This window comes from Paenibacillus sp. LC231 (assembly GCF_001860525.1).
GTDB lineage: Bacteria > Bacillota > Bacilli > Paenibacillales > Paenibacillaceae > Paenibacillus_AQ.
In genome coordinates, this window is sequence record NZ_JFOM01000008.1 from 73,021 (window position 1) to 96,143 (window position 23,123).

Consider the following 23,123-nt stretch of genomic DNA (forward strand, 5'->3'; position numbering starts at 1 on the left):
GTTAGCCTGGATGACCATTTACCGGAGGGGAAGGGGTCAAAAACCACATGTTTTCCTGCTTGAAAACGACAATGACAGAAGTGGGTGGGACGTGAAATGCCCGTCAGACCAGCACATTGAGCTGTTTTGAACAGACAATAGAAATGACATATTTACGGATCATGCGGCAGTCCATACACTTGGGATGTAAGCGTTAACAATTTCTGAAGCGGGCAAAGCCGCACGCTAAGGATGTGTGGTCAGGAAGGCTCTTTCTTTTACATTGAACAGGGGTGCTTTTCCGAAAAAAATGGCCGGATTTTCATTAGAAAAGGAGGGGGCAACCTATGCAGCAAGATGGTCAATCCGCCCTGACGCAAAGCTTATCGGTTAACACGATGCCGAATCGTAAGAAAAATACATTATGGAGGAGGATGATTCGAAACTGGGAGCTGTATTTGTTTATCGCTCCGGCATTTCTGTATTTTGTCATTTTCCATTATGGCCCGATGTACGGGATCCAAATCGCCTTCAAAAATTTCATCCCGACGTTGGGAATAACGGGAAGCCCGTGGGTCGGATTCGACCATTTCGAACGCTTCTTTAACTCTTATTACTTCTGGGACTTGCTCTGGAATACCTTGAGCATCAGCTTGTATGAGCTGGCCATCGGGTTTCCGCTGCCCATCATTCTGGCATTGGCCTTCAATGAAGTGAAGGATTCATTCTTCAAGCGTACGGTACAGACCGTCACGTATGCGCCGCATTTTATTTCAGTCGTTGTTATGTCCGGTATGATCATTACCTTCCTGTCGCCTTCGTCCGGCATGATCGTAAATTTTGTGGAAATGCTGGGCTTTCAGCCGCCGCAATTCCTGACAGATCCCGCTTGGTTTAAGACTGTGTACGTGCTGTCTGGCGTCTGGCAGAGCGCAGGCTGGGGTACCATTATCTATCTGGCTGCATTGTCGGGTGTCGATCCGCAGCTGCATGAAGCTGCCGTCGTGGACGGTGCGAGCCGATTCAAACGCATTCTGCATATTAACATTCCGGCGATTGTACCTACGATCACCATCCTGTTGATCCTGAACATGGGCAGCATTTTGGGCGTCGGATTCGAGAAAATCCTGCTGCTGCAGAACCCGCTGAATATGAGCTCTTCCGATGTCATCTCGACTTTTGTTTATCGTTCCGGTCTGGTTGACGCACAGTACAGCTTCTCTACCGCCGTCGGATTGTTCAATTCGGTCATTAATGCGATTCTGCTGATTGCGGTGAACCAAATCGCTCGTCGCACCAGCGAAAACAGCCTGTGGTAGAAGGGGGAATAACATATGTCATCCACGGTAAGGGAAAGCAAAGGGGATAAATTATTCCTGCTATGCAACTACATCTATCTGACGATTGCACTGATCATCGTACTGTACCCGTTGCTGTACATTGTCAGCGCCTCCATCAGTGATCCGAAGTACGTAAGCTCAGGTGAAATGTGGCTGATTCCGAAAGGGATAACGTTTGATGGATATGCCCGGGTGTTTGAGAATGCCAACATTTGGATTGGCTACAAGAACACGATTATTTATACAGTGATAGGTACGATTGTGAATCTGATTGTCACGCTGCCTGCAGCCTATGCGCTAAGCCGCTCAGATTTTGTGGGCAGAGGATTTTTCATGGCGGTGTTCCTGGTTACGATGTTTTTCGGCGGGGGACTGATTCCGAGTTACCTGCTCGTGAAAGATCTTGGCATGGTCAACAGCATGTGGGCACTTATTCTGCCGGGAGCTGCGTCCATATGGAATATCATTGTGTCCCGGACGTTCTTCCAATCGACCATTCCGAAGGAGCTTCAGGAAGCGGCCCATATCGACGGCTGTACGAACTTCCGGTTATTCATCAAAATCGTATTGCCGCTCTCGATGCCGATTATTGCCGTCATGGCACTTTTCTACGGCGTCGGACATTGGAACAGTTACTTCAGTGCCATGATTTATCTGAATGATGCCGCGAAGTACCCGCTGCAGCTCTTCCTGCGTCAAATCCTGGTTCTTCAGGAGATGGCGGCACAGGGCGGCGGGGCGATTGACGCCTCATCCGCAGCAGCGATGAATTCCAAAGCGGAAATTGCCGCACTGGTCAAATATGCGGTCATTATCGTTGCGACACTTCCGGTTATTGCGGTTTATCCGTTCCTTCAACGTTATTTTGTGCAGGGTGTTATGATTGGTTCCGTTAAGGGCTGATCTTAAACCATACAATCCACACCAAAAAAGGGGAGTTGTTGTCATGAAAAAGCTTCGCAAGGCATCATCTATTTTACTCTGCCTCACCCTCTCAGCAACAATGCTTGCAGCCTGTGGTTCACCTAAAGGAGATGGCGCTGCTACAGCACCGTCCGGGACGGCCAGCACGGAAGGGGTAAAGAAGGAAGGTTTCCCGATTGTGGATGAGCCGATCACGCTGACGGTCATGTCGCAGGATGCCGGTGTAGCCGATTGGAATACGATGCCCGTACTACAAGAGATGGAGAAATTGTCAGGCATCAAGCTGGAGTATCAGCTTTCTCCGATTGACAGCTTTGAAACGAAGAAAAATCTGGTGTTTGCGAGCGGCGATTTGCCAGATATGTTCTATGCGGCGGATCTGAAGCCGGCTGAACAGGTGACTTATGGCAGCCAAGGCATCCTCATTCCGCTGGAGAAGTACATTGACGAAGGTTATGCACCGAACATCAAAAAGATATTGGATGAGAACCCGGATGTCCGCAAGTCTTTTACGACTCCGGACGGACATATGTATGCCCTGCCGTTCGTCGACAAGGCTGCCGTATGGTATAGAGGCCCAATGTGGTATAACGGCAAATTCCTAAAAGCGCTCAATGTGTCCGAACCAAAGACTACTGAGGAATTATATACATTCTTGAAACGCGTCAAGGAAGAAGATCCTAACGGAAACGGAAAGAAAGACGAGATTCCGCTGACTTCCGTCAAGCTGGATGACCTGCGCATGTACTTCTTCGGCTTCTGGGGCATGTACAACGAAGGAATCTATTCCGACAAGGATGGGAAAGTACACTACCCTTACCAGGAAGAAGGTTACAAAGGCTATCTGACGTTCATGAACCGTCTGTGGAAGGAAGAACTGCTGGATCATGAAACCTTCTCGCAAACAGGCGATCAGAAAAAAGCCAAGGGAGAAAACAATCAGCTGGCTCTGTTTAACGACTACCATGCGTACTTCACGCTCGGCGGCGAGCCTAGCAGCGAGCATCCGCTCATGACGCCGGTGAAGAGTGAAATCGCCGACTCTCCGGTATACGGCATGCATCCTGGTATGTCGGCAAGAGGCACATTCGCCATTTCGAGCAGCAACCCGGCTCCGGAAGCGACCATGCGCTGGATCGATTACCTGTACAGCTATGAAGGCGCTACGCTGTTTAACCAAGGACCGGAAGGCACCCTGTGGAAATTCAAGGATGAGGCTAACCGCGTAAAAGAATGGCTCCCAGTGCCAGGCGGTGGTGATCGTGAGGAGTATCGCGGCAAAATCACGCCGAACTACGGCATTTTGACACCTGGCGTCAATGATCCGGATGTTGCGAAAGGTCTTCGCACCGAATTCGATGAGTGGATCGATCAGCAGAATCAAGAGAAACTGGTGCCGATCGGTAAATCGCCATTCCCTAACGTGTATTTGACGAATGAAGAGCAGAGCGAGGCAACTGCGCTGTTGTCCGATTTGGAAACGTACGTGAAACAGATGGAAGCCAAATTCGTAACAGGTCAAGAGCCGCTTGAGAATTGGGATAAATACGTTGCACAAGTCAAGAAAATGGGCAGCGACCGTCTCGTCGAGCTTTACCAAGGCGCATATGATCGCTGGAATGCCGAGCAATAATCAGATGCATATATGAAAAACAAAGAGCCAACGTATCCCGGTCGCTTCATGACCGGGGGTTGGCTATTGTTTTTAAGGGGCAGGCGAAGCCCGTTCCAATGATCTACAAAGATATCGTTATCAACAAATGACTATTGGAGGTACACCATGTCGGAGAACAAGCTGGTTGAGGAAGAGCAAGCGGTAGTGGAGCAGGGCGTGCACAATTTCAGCAGTGAGGACAAATGGGTCAAGCCGGAGGATCCGCTGCTTCTAGAACGCTTGGAATGGTTTAAGGACCAGAAGCTGGGCTTGATGATGCACTGGGGGCCGTATTCCCAGCTGGGCCTAGTTGAATCGTGGGCGCTGAGCGATAAAGACGCGGACTGGTCGCGTGACGGCATTGACTGGGACATCGATGCGGAGGAGCTTAAACGGCAGTATTTTGATCTGAACAAGACCTTCAACCCGCTTCGCTTTCAGCCTGATCTGTGGGCTGACCTGGCAGCCGATAACGGCTTTAAATATTTGAACTTTACCACCAAGCATCATGACGGATTCTGCATGTGGGATACGCATACGACCGATTACCGTGTTACGGGACCTGAATGTCCGTTCCATAGGCATAAACATGCCGATATCACGAAGGAGCTATTCGATGCATTCCGTGCCAAGGGGCTCGGCATCTCCGCCTATTTCTCCAAGGCCGATTGGCATACCCCATACTACTGGGCGCCGGGAATGGAAGCGGGGAGCTTCACTTCTCGCGGTCCTAGCTACGATCCGAAGAAATATCCTTGGCTGTGGGAACAGTTTGTCCAGTTTACCCATGAGCAGATCATGGAGCTGATGACCCGTTATGGCCGCATCGATGTGCTGTGGCTGGATGCAGGCTGGGTGAACGATTACCGGGACCAGAATATCCGATTGGGCGAAGTGGTAGAGAAGGCGCGTGAGATTCAGCCTTGGCTCCTCTCGGCGGACCGTACGGTGGGCGGGCCTTACGAGAATCTGATCACGCCGGAGCAGACCCTTCCTGAGCGTGCCCTTCATGTGCCTTGGGAGAGCTGCATCACGATGGGAACTTCCTTCTCCTTCCGGTACGAGGATCGTTACAAAACGGTGCGTCAGCTCATTCACCTGCTGGCCGAGATCGTGGCCAAAGGCGGAAATCTAGCGCTCAATGTGGGCCCGCAACCGGACGGAAGGCTGCCCGAGACGGCCATTTCACGAATGAAGGGCATGGGAGAGTGGCTGAAAGTCTATGGGGAGGCCATCTATGGGACCCGTGTCTGTAAGCCGTATTCCTCCGGCGCGGTCCAGTTTACCCAAAAAGGCGATACGACCTACGCCATCTATCTGTATCGAAATGAGCAAGAAGCCGTTCCTGAGGAGCTGCACATTCCGATTCAGACGGCGTTCAGCCGCATAGATCTGGTCGGGGGTCAGGAGGCGCTGGATTACCGCCGCACGGACGATGGCGTCGCGGTCCGACTTCCGGATCAGGAGCGTCAGGGGCTGGCGCCGATCGCGCATGTACTGCGGTTTCGTTAAGAGGCGGGTTATACAAAGTGCGTGTTCAAAAAGGTCGATTTTCAGCACCGAGAAGGTTGGATGAAGCTAGGGACTGAGGAGTGGAGCGTACGTTTTGGGTACGTGAGCACCGGAAGGACCGGCTGAATTCAAGATTCGATGCCGAGTTGCTTCCTGATTCGCTTCGTGTTAGATATAGAATTTATTCGTTATCAGCAGAGCTGATGAAATTCTATATCGCAAGAAAACCTACCTTTGAATCGCGGTCGCTCATCCTTGATTGGCCTCGATTGGTTTTCTTATCAAAAGCGGACTTTTTGAACAACCTCATAAACGTATTTTTCACGTACAAGGACTTAAGAAGAGGTGTGGACAGACATGCAGAAATGGTTCGAAGAAGCCAAGCTGGGCATCTTCATTCACTATGGCATCTATGCCGTGGACGGAGTCTCGGAATCTTGGTCCTTCTATAATGGGAGGATCACGTACGACGAGTACATGAAGCAACTGGACGGTTTTACGGCATCGAAATTCAATGCGGAGAAATGGGCGGATTTGATCGAGAAATCCGGCGCCCGGTATGCTGTGCTGACAACGAAGCACCATGATGGCGTTGCGCTGTGGGATACGCAGTACAGCGACCTCAACGTGGTCAAGCGGACGCCGGCTAATCGGGATATCGTGCGGGAGTATGCGGAAGCGATCAGGGAGAAGGGCATTCACCTGGGTATGTACTTCTCTCTAATCGATTGGTCGCATCCGGATTATCCAAGCGTGTTTGAAGGAGGCCGGGTACCGGAGGATCTCAGCAGCGTCAACCCGCACACCAGTCCCGTGGACGGTGTTCAGGATCAGGAGAAGTGGCAGAAATTCCTGGAGTTTAATAACAACCAGCTGCGGGAGATCCTGACGAATTACGGGAAGGTGGATCTGCTGTGGTTCGATGGCGACTGGGAACGGAGTGCCGAGCAGTGGAATCTGCCGGAATTCAAGCATTACCTGCAATCCTTTAATCCGGATATCATCATCAACTCGCGGCTTCAGGGCCACGGTGATTATAAAACGCCGGAGCAGGGCATCCCGATCACGAGACCGGAGGGACCGTGGGAATTCTGCACAACGATCAACAGTTCGTGGGGCTATGTGCCGACCGATCATAAATATAAATCATTGAACCAGATCATTCGGATGTTCTGCGACTGCATCTCGATGGGCGGCAATATGCTGCTGGATATCGGTCCGCGCGAGGACGGCACCATCGATCCAAGGCAGGAGGACATTCTGCTTGGGCTGGGCGCGTGGATCCGGACCCACGAGGAGGCCGTATTCGGAACGGGCGAAGGCATTATGACCCGCTATTATCTGGGGGGAAGCACGATTTCCGAGGACAGAAAGACATTGTACCTGTTTGTCTATGACGATCCGAAAGAGAATGTGTGCATCAAGGGGCTGTGCAACCCGATCAAGAAAATTACCGTGCTGCATTCGGGCAAGGAGCTTACCCACGAGATCCATGGGGGCGTGCCTTGGTTCAATATCCCGGGGACGACGTGGATTAAAATGACTCCTGAAGACGCGCATGAGCAGGTGACGGTTCTTAAGCTGGAGTTTGACGAAGAGTTGGAGATGTACGGCGGCTCGGGAGCCGTTGTCACGCATAACTAACCATCACGGGAAGGGACGCGCTTAATAGGTGCTAAGCCTCCCTCATGAAGCGGAGAGAATGACATGAACAGAAGTGGTGTGCCGGAGCCAAGGATAGAGTATGCTCCCAAGCATTATATATGCAAGCGTGCGGGGCAGCCGCTTGTGCTGGACGGCCGCGTGGATAAGGCGTTCTGGGATGCGGCGGAGTGGACCGATGATTTTGTTGATATCGAGGGGGATCTAAGGCCGAAGCCGGGGAAACGGACCCGGGTCAAAATGCTGTGGGACGACGAGTATTTTTATTTTGCCGCGGAGCTGATCGAGGATCAGATATGGGCGACGCTGACGGAACGCGATTCGGTTATTTTCTATGATAATGACTTTGAAATATTCATCGATCCGGACGGAGACAGCCATCAATATTATGAATTCGAGATCAATGCCTTGAACACGGTGTGGGACTTGCTGCTCGTGAAACCGTACCGGGATGGCGGACCTCCGGTCAACGGCTGGGACATCAGCGGTCTTAAGACGGCGGTGTATATCGAGGGGGAGCTGAACCGTCCGGGCGCCGATAACCGGAAATGGAGTGTGGAGGTGGCAATTCCTTGGGCTAGTCTCAAGGAGTGTGCCGAAGGTGGGCGCCGCCCGGCGCCGGGTGAGTTCTGGCGCGTCAACTTCTCGCGCGTGGAATGGCAGACTGAGGTGCAAGACGGCGAGTATCGCAAGATGCTGAATCCGGAGACAGGCAAGCCTTATCCGGAGGACAATTGGGTATGGTCGCCGATGGGCATCATCAATATGCATTACCCGGAGCTGTGGGGTTACGTCGTATTCGCCGATGGCGAGGAACGCCAGCCGTTCACGCTCCCCGAAGACGAACGAATCAAGTGGGAGCTGCGGAGACTCTATTACCGGCAGCGAAATTACTATGAAGCCCATGGTGAATTTACGAAGGATGCAAAGCAGCTCATGGGCGAGGATTCATGGAGCATCCAGCCTGTGATTGAAACGACCCGCAGCCTGTTCCAGATTAGCGCCCCTTCGTCGGACGGCACGGCTCTAATCTGCATTCGGGAAGACGGAAAGCTATGGAAGGAGTGAGCTTAAGGATGACCAGCCAAACCGCGGTATTCTCGCTGGATTCGCAGACACAAGAGCGGATCGAGCAAAAGTTCCAGGAGAAGATAGCCTTTGCGGAAGCCCGCAAAGATCAGCTGTTTCATGTTTTTGCGCAGGAGCTGACTGAAGAAGAAACTTGGGCCCTGAAATATTTGTTTGCCTACATGCCGGTGAACGATATGGCCGACTATGATGGGGAATTGTTCTTGAGTCATGTGCGTCAAGCATTGGACATCCGTAAGCGCGTGCCTTGGGGCGAGCGTGTGCCGGATCATCTGTTCCTGCATTTTGTGCTTCCTTACCGGGTCAATACGGAGAATATTGAGGACTTCCGCGGTATTCTCTACAACGAACTGGCCGAACGGACGGCGAAGTTATCGATGGCGGATGCCATATTGGAAACTAATTATTGGTGTCACGAGAAGGCGACCTACATCGGCAGCGATCTGCGGACGATTTCGCCGCTGACGATGATCCGGAACGCACGCGGACGCTGCGGCGAGGAGTCCACACTGGCGGTGGCCGCTCTTCGAAGCATCGGAATCCCCGCGCGTCAGGTCTATACGCCGCGCTGGGCACATTGCGACAGCAACCATGCCTGGGTGGAAGCATGGGCGGACGGCCAGTGGTATTACATCGGGGCATGCGAACCGGAAGCCCGCCTGAATCAAGGCTGGTTCAGTCCGCCGGCGCGCAGGGCGATGCTGATCAATACGCGAATTTTTGCCGATTATCCCGGACCGGAGGATATTACCCTCAATGAAAAGGGATTTACAGAGATTAATTTACTGGAGAACTATGCGCCGGCCCGCACCCTTTACGTCAGCGTGAAGGATAAGCAGGGAGAGCCCGTATCCGGCGCAAGCGTTCGATTTGAGCTGTATAATATGGCTGAATTTTACCCGATAGCCGAAATCAAGACCGATGAGGAAGGGAAGGCTTCCTTTAAAACCGGTTATGGCGACCTCTTGGTTCGCGCGGTCAGCGGCGGGAAATGGAGTGAAGTCCTGTTCAAGACCCAGGACGGCGAACATATCGAATTTGTGCTTGATTCATCCGAACAGCCGTCAGGGATCGTGGATTTCGATATGGTTCCTCCGCCGGAGGGAGAAGGAGATGCCGCGTCGTCGCTGCCGGAAGAGAAGATTCAGGCTCATAACCGCCGTCTGGAGGAAGGGACGAAGGTCCGGACCGAATATGAGGGGACATTCCTGAGCGAAGAAGAGGCATTCACACTGGCCCAGTCACTAGGACTGCCTCCGGAGCGGGTATGGGATGTTCTTCAAAAAGCCAGGGGCAACAGCAGGGAAATCGCCGCGTTCCTGGAGGAGCGTACCGGCGATTATGGCGAGTGGCCGCTGCGGCTGCTGGAGTCGCTGAACGAAAAGGATTTGATTGATACCTTCCGGCAGACGCTGGATGATCATCTGATGGGTGCGCTCGCTCAGCGTGGAGAGTGGGATGAGGATACCTTCGTGAAGTACATTCTGTGCCCGCGGGTTTCTTATGAAATGCTGGTTCCGTATCGACGCGTATTCGGCGATGCCTTTACGGCTGCGGAGGCAGCGGCATTCAGGAAGGATCCTTCTGCGCTTGTCGGGCGTTTGGAGAAGGGGTATGCATATGCAGACGATCTTCCTAACCTGAAGGGTAAGGGAAATCCGGCAGGCACTTACAGTCTCATGAAGGGAGACGAGCAGTCGCTGGACATCCTGTTTGTGGCGGTATGCCGCAGTCTGGGGATTCCTGCCCGACTGCACCCGAGCGAGCAGAAGCCGCAGTACTTATGTGCTGAAGGCTGGAAAGATGCAATCTTCCGTCTGAACTCGCCGCGGAATCGGGAGAGCTCAAGCTGGGGGATGCTGCAGCTCCTCAGGGACCCGAAAGGCTCGCAGGACACGCCGGCTGCATCCTATGCCGAGAACTTTACCTTCGCCCGCCTGGAAGACGGCGTGTACAAAACACTGGTGTATCCTTATGGCAGCACCGATGTTTACGATGAGCCATATGAGGTTGAACCGGGTTCGTACCGCCTAACGTCAGGCATCCGGCTGAAGGACGGAACGGTAAGAGTGCGCTTCACGTACTTTACCGTGCGTGCCGGAGACACCGCGCGCGTGGCGCTGACCTATCGTGAGACGGCGGTTGATATTCCGGTGCTGGGCACACTGTCTCCGGGCAGTACGCTTACCCGATTGGACGGAACGGGAGCCAATCTTAAGGATCTTCTGGGATCCGAGGGTGCTCTTGCTGCCTGGATCGAACCGGAGCGGGAGCCGACCAAGCATCTGCTCCGCGAGCTCAGCGAGCTGGCCGAGCCGCTGGATAAGCTGGGCTTGCCGATTGTGCTGATGATCGGGAATGCGGAGTGGACGGCTTCCTTTGATCCGGCAAGCTATCCGAAGCTGCCGGCACGCACCGTTTTTGTACGGGATTCCAGTTATGCTTCTTTGTCGGGCTTCATCCCGAATCCAGCAACCCATGAAGCCGGTTATCCTCATCTGTTCGTCCTGGACAGTCAGGATCAAATCCGTTATTCGGCTTCCGGATATAAGATCGGCACCGGGAAGGAAGCCCTGCAGATTGCGACTGCGATATTACAACCCTAGAAGGGATCGGAGTGAAGAGTAATGACGAAGTATATTGTGGCGGGTTACGCCGTCGATTCGGTTCTTCCCGACATGACGCATGAGGATCTGCTGAAGTTAACGCATCTGAACGTAGCCTTTGGTCATGTCAAGAATGATGAGATCACCACCGAGCATTTGAAGAATGGCGAAGCTGTCCGGAACATCAAACGGGATCATCCGAATCTTACGGTGCTTCTGTCGGTTGGCGGCTGGAGCGCCGGTGGGTTCTCTGAAGCCGCCTCAACCGAAGGCGGAAGGGAGCACATGGCCGCATCCGCCGTACGGGTGCTGGAGGAATACCCTTTTGACGGGATCGATCTGGACTGGGAGTATCCTTGTTACGGTGAGGCCGGCATAGGGTCGAGTCCTGATGATAAACGGAATTTCACGCTGCTGCTGAAGACGATCCGGGAGGCGCTGGATGCCAAGGGCTCACGGGATGGCCGTCATTATCTGCTCACGATAGCGGCAGGGGCTGATCAGTACTATGTAGACGGAACAGAGATGGCTGAGGTGCAGCAGTACCTCGATTTCGTCCAGCTGATGACCTATGATATGCGCGGCGGGTTCCAGGTTCTGACCGGACATCATACGAATCTGTACACGCCAACCGGTGATCTGTTCCGCATCAGCACGGATGCTTCCGTGAACCTGTTCGTTCGCGCCGGTGTTCCGAAGGAGAAGATCGTCATCGGTGCCGCATTCTATTCCCGTGTATGGAACGAGGTACCTGACCGGAACCACGGCCTTCACCAAATGGCCGGCAGCACGGGCGGTTATGGTCCGGCCTTTGCCGAGCTGGCTGCGGATTATATCAACAAGAACGGCTACATTCGTTATTGGGATGAGGAAGCCTGTGCACCGTACCTCTTTAATGGCTCCAGCCTGATTTCATATGACGATGAGGAATCGATTCAGTGCAAATGCGATTATGTGAAGGAACAAGGCTTGGCTGGGATCATGTTCTGGGAATACGGGTGTGATTCGACCCATCGCCTGCTTGGTGCTATGCATCAAGGACTTCAAGACAATTTGGCTGGGAAATAAGCTGGCGCGGTGCGCGATGGATCGGATCGCTCGATAGTGGACTTACAAACTTAAAACATACGAAAATCTCCCCTGAACGATACCGCTCAGGGGAGATTTCTATTTATATGGCGAAACCGCTACCGAATGCACTCTTCTTGGCTATCGTCCTAAATCATTTCCGATGCACTCTCGAGACTATCGTTCGAAACCGTTATCCAATGTACTCATTCAGGCCAATCGTCCAAATCGGTTACCCGATGTACTCCTCGTCTTCGTCATCCGTGGAAACGGCGGCGCTGTCGGGGCTGTGCATTTTGCGGTATTGACCGGGCGTGTATCCCGTCTCTTTCTTGAATTTGCGGATGAAGTTCGGTGTGTCCAGGTAACCGACCCGGGTGATGATATCCTTTAATGGATCGGTGGTGTGCAGCAGCAGCCGGATCACCTCGTCCATCCGTTTCTGCCAGATGTACTGGGTAAAGTTCATGCCGATTTTCTCTTTGAAGGAGCGGCTGAAATACGATGAAGAGATGGAGAATTTAGACGAGATCGTACCCAGACTGAGGTCATAATCCGTGAAATTGGCGTCGATATAAGCGACGATTTCGTCCATCAGGGTACTCTCTTCCGTCTCGCTCTTCGCCTCGACATGGGCACAGATTTCCGCGGCCAAACCTGCCAGCTTCTTCTCCAAATCCTCCAGCGAGTCGTAGGAGGTGACACGCGGCAGCTGATTGACCACATGATGGATACCAAGCTCCGAGGCCGTCTTCAGCATCGTATTCAGAATATCGAAGCAGATGCAGCGCAGCAGCGGGACGGACGGCATTTCCGTCTTCAGGTTATTTAATGCGGTGGATACCATCTGAACCGCCACGTCGTAGCTGCCTTGCTTCAAGCTCTGAACCAGCTTCAGCAGTACATCCTTAGGGATCCAGAAGGATGAATCCTGTGCGCCGGAACCGGAAAGTGCGTTAAAAAAGGTGCTGCTGCCCTGTCCGTGCAGCATGGATGCCTCCAAAGCGGTTGATGCTTCAATGAAGGATTGATTGAGCTGCTCCGGATAACTGTAGCGGTTGCCTACCCCGATCGCAGGAGAGACGCCTGTGTGCTTTGCCGCCATCGATTGCAAGGCCAGAGCGATCGGCTCCATACGGACGTTAAGGCTCGCTTCATGCCCGGTTTCCGCATCGAATCCAACGATGAGAGCCAGCTGATCGGGCTGTGGGAGCTCAACTCCAAAGGCATAGGCGGAGAAGGCCGGCAGGTCCACATCGTTCATGAGCTGCATGACGGGCCGCCGCTCTGGATTGTCGCCGATGGGAAGGCCGTGCGACTCCCACCCCATCGTTACGACAAAATAATGGGATCGGCTGAAGCGGATACCAAGCTTCTCCGTGTACTCGGAGGGGAATTCTCCCGTATGACCGTGCTTAAGCAGCATGAGCAGAATATGATTGCGGGCGTAGGGCTCTTGAAGATCCACACGCTGGCTGTAATCATGCAGCGTTTTCTTGATCCATTCCAGCTCGTTGCTGGATGTGGACGGTTCCGGTTCATTTTTCAACCGGATGAACTCCATTAAATCTGAAATCGGATGGTATTGTCTGCGAGCCAGCATTATCGCCAGAATGGTGCCCATTACCACCACGAAGGAGAATACCAAAACGACAAAAGTACGAATATGAACGATGCGGCTGAAAAACTGGTTGCTTGGCATCGCGGTGACATAGGTCCAGCCTGCATCGGATTTGACGGATACAACCGAATGCGGCTCTTGGTTCAGGGATAGGCTGTGCGTTCCGGGCTCAAGCGCGAACAGTGCGCTGACTTCCTGCTCGGTAATGGTTTCGCCTTGGTAGTTGGCGGCCAGCACTTGCCCGTAATTATCGAATATATAAGTCATCCCATGGTAGTCGCTGAGGATGGAGTCGATCAATCCGGTCAGATTGGACTCATGAATCAGGTACATGACGGTTCCATGGGCAGGCGTGTTGTTGGGTGCGATCGGCACAAGGTATGCCAGCATGGAATTTTGGATTTTGGTTCCCTGAACCACTTGCTCCGCCGGACGCATGGTTGGAATCGGGACGGAGTTTAAATCACGCACCATCTCCGTTTCGTTCCAGCTGTTGAATTTGTAGCGGTCGGTGAAGACGTTCAGATTCTCAAAGCCCTGTGACGAATAAATGCTGTTATCTCCGCGGAAGAACAGGAACAGCTCATCAATAATGGAGCTGGTGGCTTTGTATTTGACCAAGGCCCCGATAGATTCGCGGCTGTAATAAGGATGGTGAGTCCAATAACGGGTCAACTGCTCATCGTAGGCGATTCGAAAGGCAATGTCCTGCAGTTCTTTCATGCGCTCATCAATGACCGTTTTAGCCTGGGTCAATTGATTGACGTTGGTCTGTTCGATCTCGGAACGGAGTGTATTCACGGCATTGTGATAAATAATGATAGTTAATATAACAAGAGGTATCAGAAAAATGGAAATGTAGGACAGTGTGTATTTAAGCAGAAGCTTGGACTTGAAGTGATTCCATTTCATATCTGCAACCTCCCGGTATTTTAAGATTATGGAATGATAAGTTTACAGCGACGCTGAACCATTCGATAATCGATAAGAAAATCTCCTCTGGGCATAAGTCTATCATCTGTGAAGGTACGCCGATAGACGTTTGACCTTTTCCATCTTCTGATAGCGCTATCATAAATAAAGGCAAGGCTGTAGCTTTCATAAATAGCCGCCGGATGTTCCTAATGAAAATACTAGGAGAACTTGACTAATAAATCAATGGATCATTTCTAAAATTAATTGGGAACATGCCGATAATTCAAAATAGGAATGTAAATAACGTAGGGTAAAGGATCCTTATAGGCCGTTGCCGTGCTTCTATGGACGGGCTTGTCTTATCATTGCATACGTTGCTTGAAAAAACCGGAGCCGCTGCGGCTCCGGTTGATTTGGGTTAGCTGATCAGGCAGGTATTAAGGCTTGGCGACAAGCGTTGGGGCGACGCGATGCTTCGTCTGCTGCTCGTAATCGTAGGCCATGCCGAGCAAGTCAGCTTCGCTCCACATTTTGCCGACAAAAGCGATGGAGAACGGAGAACCGCTTTTATAATATCCAGCCGGCACCGTGACGAGAGGAACGCCCGCGATGTTGATCTCGGGAACGGTAGTGTCAGCGATTTTGTCCTCGCTGTGAAGCAGCGGCGTTTCCTTATACATCTGAGGGAATACAAGTGCGTCCAGCTTGTGTTGATCCATCACGTCGTTAAAAATATGGAGATATTTCGTTCGGATTTCCGTGAATTTTGAGAGATCAGGGACGGAGCCAGGATTCTTCAGGGCTTCCGGATACCTAGCGAGCGCCGATGGAGTCTCGCCCGTCTTCTTGATCAGTTCATCCACCGACTGAATAGCTGCATTCGGACCCAGGCGCTTCAGATACTGCTCCATATCGTACACAATCGATTCAATACCGATGGAGCCTGACGACTTGGCGAAATCGGCAAATTCCGTATTGGCGAACGGATCGGTAACCACGATGGCTCCCTGGCTCTCCAGTTCCTTCACGGCTCGGTCATATAGCTTTTGGGTTTCCGCCGTCAGTTCTTCGCCAAGCCACCCCGGACCATAAAGACCGATGCGTTTGTTCTTGAGGGTCAACGGATTCAGCTTGGAGGTGTAGCCTTTTTTGGGAATGTTGCCGATCGATGCAACGGTCTTGGCATCCTCGGCCGTGTAGCCTGCGATGACGTCCAACATGACGGCGGCGTCGTGAACCGTACGGGCATGCGGGCCGACAACGTCTCTGGTGCTCCCAGCGAGAGGGACAACCCCGGCATTCGGAACCAATCCGAAGGTTGGCTTGATGCCGACCAGAGCCTGCGCTGCCGCCGGATTCTGGATCGATCCGCCGGTTTCTTCGGCAATGCCGAGCACGGCAAAATTGCCTGATATGGACATCGCCGTGCCGGAGCTGCTGGCGCCCGGGACTAGCTTCCGGTCGATGGCGTTATAGGTGTCGCCGGCCCAGCTGGAGCTGGCGCGCGTACCGTCGGAGCTGAATGCCGGGATATTGGTCTTGCCCAGTATAATGGCGCCGGCCGCCTTCAAGCGGGCAACGACGGGGGCGTCCTTCTCCGGGATCAGCTCGATTCCGCCGAGCTCTTTGCTGAGCGGGGCCCAGCCGAAGGTGGACGGGAAGCCGGCGACGTCGACGGCTTCCTTGATGACAATCGGCACACCTGCAAGGGGGCCGAGTTTCTCGCCGGCCGCCCGACGCCGGTCAACCTCGCGGGCTTCCTGAAGTGCGCCCGCATTCATCATGGTGAACGCATTGTAATTGGATTCATAGATGCCGATCCGGTCGAGGTATGCCCTCACAACCTCTTCAGTCTTGAACGTTCCCTCCGCGTACCCCTTCTCAAGCTCCTTTAATGTAATTTCCTCATAGGCAAACCGTTCAGCTGCCGCAGCGGTTATGCTGTTCATGGCCAATGCAAGCAGGAGCGCCATGGACAACACGCGTTTGAACATCTTGGTTTGTTTTTTCATCATTCATCATCTCCCCCATTCGTTGTTTTTTCGCATCTCCCATGCGATCTTAGAGACTATCAAGGAACTGAACGTATAAATGTTAGTATTAATAACATTGATATGACAGTAACTGAGTGATTTAGAACATTTCACCTCCTGGTTCATAATGTTTTAGTGACAAGATAGTGTTGGATTCTTTGTTATTTAGTAAAGTTAAGGTTTTTTTTGGAAGGTGTCAATCATTTTATGAGATTTTAATGAAAAACAATGTCAGATAATATAACATAAAAAAAGAACCCGCAGCCAGAACAACCTGCTTGCTTAGGTTGTGAGTCACGGGTTCTTCAAGGTTCCGTCCTACTTCGGGGGAAACGGACGTGTATTAGGTTGCGCTGCCCTCTGCTTGAGAGAGCTGCAGCTGCTTGCGATAGATGAATCTGGAGATCGAAACGCTGATTTCGTACAGCAGGAACAGCGGGACGATCACGATCAAATCGGACATGATATCCGGCGGCGTGATCGTGACGGCCACGATGCAGAGCAGGAAGTAGGCTGATTTGCGCATCTTCGCCAGCCGATGCGGATTCACGATGCCGAGCTTCGTCAGAAAAACGACGATGGCGGGCATTTCGAACAGGAATCCGAATGGAACGGTCATATGAATCATGAACGTGAAGTATTTTTGCGCGGTGTACATCGTTTGGAATGCCCCTTCGGCCATACGCTGCATGAACTGCAGCACCATCGGGAACAGCACGAAGTATCCAAAGCAGATGCCGGCAACGAATAACACGCTGATCACAGGAATGAGCAGCACGGCCGAGCGGTGAGTCCCATCCGGCAGCGCCGGCTGCACGAACCGCCATATTTGATAAGCGGCAATGGGAAGTGTGACGGTGACGGCCACAACGCCCGCAATGATCATATACACCCACATGACTTCGGAGGGACCGAGCAGAACGAGCTGCTTGTCCATGCCTCGTACCAGCCAGTGATAGATCTTCTCGACGTAGATGAAGGCAGCCACCATCGCGACGAGAAACGCAATCAGCGTGCGGATCAGGCGCTTCCGCATTTCTTCCAGATGCTCGATCGCGCTCTGGTCGTTCGGATTAGCTGTTCTGCTTATTGACCGCTGCAGCAGGTTGCGGAGCATCGTCTTTTTTTCCATTCTCGTCGTCTCCGTTCATCAAGCCACGGGTTGCGCCCTTGAATTCGCTTAAGGTCCGCCCGAATGCGCGACCGAGCTCAGGAAGCTTGGATGGACCGAATATGATGAGTGCGATAATCAAGATAAGAATTAAACCGCCAATTCCGATATTGCCAAACGGCATGATCCTCGCTCCTTTCGATTGGTATTATTCCAGTTTGAAGCCGCTAATTGCCACGACAGCGCAGCGCGCCATGTTTTCGTCGGAGCGGTGAGGCCATGTGCTGGTTGGTTTGCTGAGGTCCTCCGTATTCTCGCCCGGGTGTTGAACGGACAGGAAGAGCGTCTGTTCGTCGGGGGTGAAGAATGGGCCGGTAAGCTCGGACTCTACCGGACCGGAGGCGAATTGAAGCGCGACTCCTTGATCCGGCCCGCTTGTTGGAATTACAAACAGTCCGTTGTTCATAAAGGATTTGTGAACACCTTTGTTCTGGCTGCTGCTGGAGATGTCCGTTACGACCCACAGATCGCCGTTCGAGTCGAACGCCAGGTTGTCCGGCGAGCTGAAGCCGGATTGGCGTCCGCCGGCCGCAAAGATTTCAAAGTCGAACTCCATGGCGGCCAGATCGTTGCCGGCTTCAAAAATGCGTGTAATATGGCCATGAATGTTGCCATGATTGTCGTTGTTCGTATGGCAGACAAACACCGTGTTATCAAACGGCGAAATTTCGATGTCCTCCGGACGGTCCGTCGGTGTTCCGCCGACAAGACGTGCAGCTTCCTGACAGTAAGTGACCACATCGCCTTGGGATTTGAATTTAGCTTTGGCCTCTTTATCTTCTGCGGCGGCCTTGTTTACAGCTTCCAAGGTGACCGGCATCCATTTGCCTGACTTCAGGTTGGCAACGTAGAGGGTTCCGTCTTCCAGAAGCGCGGAATTGGCACGGCCTTTGCTCTTGTCATACTTGTTGTTGCTGATGAATTTATAGACGCAGGCATCCTTCTTGTCGTCGCCCATATAGACAACGACCCGGCCATCTGCGGCAAGCCCCATCGCGGTATTCTCATGATTGAATCTGCCGAGGGCGGTGTGCTTCTTCAGGAAGGATTTATCGAATGGATCGACTTCGACGACCCAGCCGTAATGCGTATCCGGCAGGTTCGAAACCGCCGCGGTGTCCTCGAAATTCTCTTCGCAGGACAAGACCGTGTTCCACAGCGTGACGCCGCCGGAGCAGTTGGCAAACGTGCCGGTAGCCGTCGTGGCGCCTTTCAGGGCAGGGATGCCTTTGGCCGGGCCGGTGATATCGAATTTGCTGAAGCCGTTGATGCGGCGGGCATGGGTGGAAGTGGTGTCCATTTTCCATACACCCTTCTCGTCACGGTATACTTCGATGACCGACATGCCTTGGTAATACAGGTTTTTATGGATTTGATCTGCCGTCATCTTCCCGTCCTTCACAGGTCCGATCGAGAAGATGGTGGAGTACTCGTGATTGTTGACCAGGAGGCCGCGGACATTGGAGCCCTTAATCGGGAAAAATGCGTTGTAATCACAGCCGGAGCCGAATTTTTCGCCAGCCGGATTGATCACGTCATCGAAAGCCGCAATGACATCATATTTGAAGTTTTTAGGCAGGACGAGCTGGTCTGCTTTGGTTGGTTCGATTGGCTCGAAGTAGCCGCTGACCCGATTCGTTTTGAATCCGAACAGATGATTTGCGGTTCCGGACATGGCGGAAGCCTTCCCTTCCAGTACACCTAGGCCTGCGGAAGCGGCTGCCAATGCGGTTGCGCCCGTACCCAGATAAGACAGAAACGTTTTGCGGTCCATCGTTTTATTCAAGCTTATCCACCCCTAATGTATAAATTGCCATCAGGACAAGTTTATAGGGGAAGTGTTAAGGGAATATCATCGGTGAATGGTGGAATTGTAAAAATAAAGTAATCTAGGTATGATACACGGTTCTAATTTTAATAACTTGGCCTAACCGCGAGGTGATGGTGCCAAAATGGACAGATTCAGTTATTTGGGTCCTAGGGTGAATTGATTATTGGATTGAATTGATGGATGGATGGATTGTGTGGATCGACCCGAACGGCTGATTCGTTACGATCAACCTGCTGTGTCGGACGGATAGACTGAATCGAAGGATGCGAATGGATTGATGGACGGATTGTATCGATGAACGGATGGTATCGATAGTGCGCGGTTTATTGGTCCGCGGAATACCAGACCCTACATGAGTGTGTCAACAGTTGCAATGATATGAGGACAGAGGTTCCGCTATTACGCCAGAATTGGTGGGTTGAGGGTTAAATGAGGACACCAGATCCGCTATTACATAGAATATGGCTGTTAATCGTGGTATTTATAGTAGATAGCGGATTCTGAGTCCGGAAGTACGGGGAAAGTTGCTGTTTTTTTTGAAATAACGGATCTAGTGTCCATTAGTTTGTTTATTCGTCTCTTGGATATCCGCAAGAACAGCAAGAACTGTTGCATGCTCCCGTCAGTACCGCAAAATGAAAGAATATAAAGAACCATATAGAACTGATTATCAGCCTCTATGGTTCTTTATGATGTTTAATTAAGGTTATACCGCTGCCGCATTTGCTCAGCCATATTACGAATCTCCTCCGAGCCTGGCATCGTAAACCTGGAAGCGGCCTCTGTCAGCTCCTTGCCTGACTGCCAGCTGCGGATGACCTCTTTTACCGCGGCTATAAACGCGTGCACGGCGTTCTGGCCGGTGCCGATGCTCGTAAGCTCTTCAAGACTGGCGGTGCTGTTAGCTTCTACCAGAGGATACCGCTTGGGGTCTGCTCCCGCAGCGGCAATATCATAGAAGGAACGAACCAGCCGGGCGCGCTCGCTGCCCGACCCTTCGGCGATGATAAAAGCCTGGATAATGAACGCTTTCCGTTGCCGCCGCTGGGCAATACCGCAGAATTTAAGGCCGTCTATGCTTAAATCGAACGTTCCCGGACAGAAGGCACCGGCAATTTCGCCGGTATCTACGTTCTGTCCGGTGCCGCGGAGGGCTTCCCGGATCAACTCCACCATGATTTCAAAGTCCTGATGAAAGTCAGGCGCCGGTCCCGCAGAGGAAAAGGGGAGGATGAGGGACAGGTTCACCACGCCAGCGTCCAAGGGTACGGCAGCACCGCCCGAATGGCGGACGGCAGTGTCATAGCCGAGAGAGCGAAGCATGGTTTCCCCTTGCGGCGCATAAGGGAGGCGGCTGTCGCGCACGCCCATCACAAAAGCGCGCGGATGCCGCCACAGATGACAGATGGCTGGCCCGCCATCTCCGGTCAGCCTGCATAGGAGCTCGTCCAGCGCAAAATGGTACAGCACGTCCTGATGCGATAAATCATGGGTCCGGTCGAGCAGCAGAACGGGTTGATCTTCAGGTAGTGACAGCGGAATATTCACGCTTTCTTGCGCCTCCTCTAACATGCGGATCGTGCACAAGACCATGGAAGAATTTTGTCTTCCGAGGGGGAGCCCGACCGTTATTCTCTTTGGATAGCATACCATAAATTCATACGGAAGCGGCGAGCCTGGCCCGGCTTAACGCGGTCTGTCTTCTGAGAATGTACGTCGAATGGCGTTTTTGTTAAGATATCAGAAAGCATAAACTTCGAAGCTTGTAGCTTCCTGATATCGCAAGAAAAACTTCCTCTAAACGCGGTCTGTCATCTGGAAATGTACGTCGAATGACGTTTTTGTTAAGATATCAGAAAGCATAAGCTTCCAAGTTTGTAACTTCCTGATATCGCAAGAAAAACTTCCTCTAAACGCGGTCTGTCATCTGAGAATGTACGCCGATCGACGTTTTTGTTAAGATATCAGAAAGCATAAACTTCGAAGTTGGTAGCTTCCTGATATCGCAAGAAAAACTTCCTCTAACAGCGGTCTGTCATCTGAGAATGTACGCCGATCGACGTTTTTGTTATAATCCGAGTAAGCTTATTGTCTTTATAGTAATTCGGTTTAGTGGAGAATGATTTCACTTCATATATAAAGGAGAGTTTCAACATCATGGAGATTTATAACAGTGTGGTGGATATGATCGGTCAGACGCCCATGGTGAAACTTCAGCGCCTAGTGCCTTCAGGCGCTGCCGATGTCTATGTAAAGCTTGAGAGATTCAATCCTTCCGGCAGCGTGAAGGACCGCGCGGCGTACAACCTGATTCATACCGCCGAGGAACAAGGACTCCTCCAGCCGGGCGGTACCATTATTGAGCCGACAAGCGGGAATACCGGCATTGGCCTGGCGATGATTGCGGCCGCCAAGGGTTACCGGGCTATCCTGATTATGCCGGACAATATGTCCAAGGAACGGATCAATATATTGAAGGCGTACGGCGCGGAGGTCGTGCTGACACCGAGCAGCGAACGCATGCCGGGTTCGATTGCCAAGGCGCTGGAGCTCAAGGAGCAGATTCCCGGAGGCTTCATTCCGCAGCAGTTCGAGAATGCGGCCAACCCGGATATTCATCGGGTGACTACGGCGCCGGAAATATTGGAGCAGATGGAAGGTCGGCTTGACGCCTTCGTGGCGACGGCGGGAACGGGCGGTACCGTAACCGGAACCGGGGAAGAGCTGAGGAAGTCCTTGCCGAACCTGCACATCGCGGTAGTCGAGCCGAAGGGCTCGCCCGTGCTCTCCGGCGGACAGCCTGGACCGCACAAGCTGGTGGGCACGAGCCCGGGCTTTGTACCGAAGATTCTGAATACGGGCGTATATGATGAGATCATCCAGATCGCCGACGAGGATGCGTTGCAGACGGTGCGGGACTTGGCTCGCAGGGAAGGAATTCTGGTAGGGCCGTCCTCCGGCGCATCGGTATTCGCTGCTCTTCGCGTAGCGAAGCGGCTGGGGGAAGGGAATCGGGTAGTCTGCATTGCCCCGGATACGGGGGAGCGGTATTTGAGCATGGATATTTTCTAAGTGAGAAGGACCTCCGGTTAACCGGAGGTCCTTTCTTGATGTTCTATGGGCGACCTCCACTGTTCGAGCCGTTGTTTCAGCTGTTTGAGGTCTTTTACGACGACCACTTTGCCGGGATAATCTTCGAGCGTATTCTGAATCTGATATCTGCCTTCCCGTTGATAAGTGGCGCTCCATTCGAACATTTTTTTGAACATGTCCCAGGTGGGGGTGTAGTGCGCCTGTTCAAGTCGCAGTCGCTGCTTGATGAACCTTGTGATGATTCGGTAGGTTATTGTTGAATAGGACGGTTTCAGGAATACGATAAGATCTGCACGGCGGAAGCTGGGGCTGACCCATTTGAGGTGAGCGCCTTCGATGATCCAGCATTTCTTGTTGACGATACTTAGTAACAGCGCATCCCTGTCTGCTTCACTCCTCCGAATATCGTTCGGCTCGGCTCGCTCCCACACCACATTGTCGAGCTCGTAATAAGGAATGTGGAACAGGGTGGACAGGGTCCTGGCGAGTGTCGTTTTACCGCTTCCGACGGAGCCGATAATATGGATCCGGTTCGGAATGTTAGTATCCATAGAAGATCACCGCATTTATGAGAAATGGTAGCTAATCATTTCGGTGCCGATGTGGCGATCTCCTGTCCTGATAT

16 protein-coding genes are annotated in these 23,123 nt (G+C 52.4%); 9 read left to right on the forward strand and 7 right to left on the reverse strand.

Features of this window, described 5'->3' with window-relative positions; genetic code table 11:
• The first annotated feature begins 326 nt into the window (after window positions 1-326).
• From AK95_RS04410 to AK95_RS04445, 8 genes are all read left to right on the forward strand, one after another.
• Window positions 327-1,298, forward strand: a complete 972-nt coding sequence (locus AK95_RS04410) for an ABC transporter permease (RefSeq protein WP_071218755.1) — start codon at window positions 327-329, stop codon at window positions 1,296-1,298.
• 15 nt (window positions 1,299-1,313) lie between these two features.
• On the forward strand, window positions 1,314-2,222 hold the full coding sequence (locus AK95_RS04415; RefSeq protein WP_071218756.1) for a carbohydrate ABC transporter permease: 909 nt from the start codon (window positions 1,314-1,316) through the stop codon (window positions 2,220-2,222).
• 43 nt (window positions 2,223-2,265) lie between these two features.
• On the forward strand, window positions 2,266-3,876 hold the full coding sequence (locus tag AK95_RS04420; RefSeq protein WP_071218757.1) for an extracellular solute-binding protein: 1,611 nt from the start codon (window positions 2,266-2,268) through the stop codon (window positions 3,874-3,876).
• 147 nt (window positions 3,877-4,023) lie between these two features.
• Window positions 4,024-5,409 (forward strand): alpha-L-fucosidase, encoded by a 1,386-nt coding sequence (locus AK95_RS04425; protein ID WP_071218758.1) that lies wholly within the window; start codon window positions 4,024-4,026, stop codon window positions 5,407-5,409.
• A gap of 357 nt (window positions 5,410-5,766) precedes the next feature.
• A complete protein-coding gene (locus AK95_RS04430; RefSeq protein WP_071218759.1) occupies window positions 5,767-7,053 on the forward strand; it encodes an alpha-L-fucosidase in 1,287 nt (428 codons plus the stop codon).
• A 63-nt stretch (window positions 7,054-7,116) separates the two neighbouring features.
• A complete protein-coding gene (locus AK95_RS04435) occupies window positions 7,117-8,139 on the forward strand; it encodes a carbohydrate-binding family 9-like protein (RefSeq protein WP_071218760.1) in 1,023 nt (340 codons plus the stop codon).
• A gap of 8 nt (window positions 8,140-8,147) precedes the next feature.
• A complete protein-coding gene (locus AK95_RS04440) occupies window positions 8,148-10,766 on the forward strand; it encodes a transglutaminase domain-containing protein (RefSeq protein ID WP_071218761.1) in 2,619 nt (872 codons plus the stop codon).
• 21 nt (window positions 10,767-10,787) lie between these two features.
• Window positions 10,788-11,834: a glycoside hydrolase family 18 protein gene (locus AK95_RS04445; protein WP_071218762.1), complete on the forward strand. Its 1,047-nt coding sequence runs from the start codon at window positions 10,788-10,790 to the stop codon at window positions 11,832-11,834.
• Window positions 11,835-12,066: 232 nt separating this feature from the next.
• On the opposite strand, the gene AK95_RS04450 is transcribed toward AK95_RS04445, so the two are convergent.
• The 6 genes from AK95_RS04450 to AK95_RS04475 form a co-directional block, all read right to left on the reverse strand.
• Window positions 12,067-14,367 carry a helix-turn-helix domain-containing protein gene (locus AK95_RS04450; RefSeq protein WP_071218763.1) on the reverse strand — a complete coding sequence of 767 codons (2,301 nt, stop codon included), beginning with the start codon at window positions 14,365-14,367 and terminating at the stop codon, window positions 12,067-12,069.
• Between the two features lie 440 nt (window positions 14,368-14,807).
• Complete coding sequence (locus AK95_RS04455; protein WP_071218764.1) at window positions 14,808-16,385, reverse strand: amidase; 1,578 nt, start codon at window positions 16,383-16,385, stop codon at window positions 14,808-14,810.
• 361 nt (window positions 16,386-16,746) lie between these two features.
• Complete coding sequence (tatC, locus tag AK95_RS04460) at window positions 16,747-17,520, reverse strand: twin-arginine translocase subunit TatC (RefSeq protein WP_074961809.1); 774 nt, start codon at window positions 17,518-17,520, stop codon at window positions 16,747-16,749.
• Window positions 17,477-17,698 carry a twin-arginine translocase TatA/TatE family subunit gene (gene tatA, locus AK95_RS04465; RefSeq protein ID WP_071218765.1) on the reverse strand — a complete coding sequence of 74 codons (222 nt, stop codon included), beginning with the start codon at window positions 17,696-17,698 and terminating at the stop codon, window positions 17,477-17,479. The genes tatC and tatA overlap by 44 nt, the downstream gene beginning before the upstream one ends.
• 24 nt (window positions 17,699-17,722) lie before the next feature.
• Complete coding sequence (locus AK95_RS04470; RefSeq protein ID WP_071218886.1) at window positions 17,723-19,348, reverse strand: PhoX family protein; 1,626 nt, start codon at window positions 19,346-19,348, stop codon at window positions 17,723-17,725.
• Between the two features lie 753 nt (window positions 19,349-20,101).
• On the reverse strand, window positions 20,102-20,953 hold the full coding sequence (locus tag AK95_RS04475) for a lipoate--protein ligase family protein (protein ID WP_162487526.1): 852 nt from the start codon (window positions 20,951-20,953) through the stop codon (window positions 20,102-20,104).
• A 609-nt stretch (window positions 20,954-21,562) separates the two neighbouring features.
• On the opposite strand from AK95_RS04475, the gene cysK reads away from it, so the two are divergent.
• Entirely contained in the window at window positions 21,563-22,477 is a 915-nt protein-coding gene (gene cysK / locus AK95_RS04480; RefSeq protein WP_071218766.1) for a cysteine synthase A, read from the forward strand.
• A gap of 17 nt (window positions 22,478-22,494) precedes the next feature.
• Here the strand turns inward: cysK and AK95_RS04485 are convergent, their stop codons facing one another.
• A complete protein-coding gene (locus AK95_RS04485; RefSeq protein WP_071218767.1) occupies window positions 22,495-23,049 on the reverse strand; it encodes a P-loop NTPase family protein in 555 nt (184 codons plus the stop codon).
• Between the last annotated feature and the right edge of the window lie 74 nt (window positions 23,050-23,123).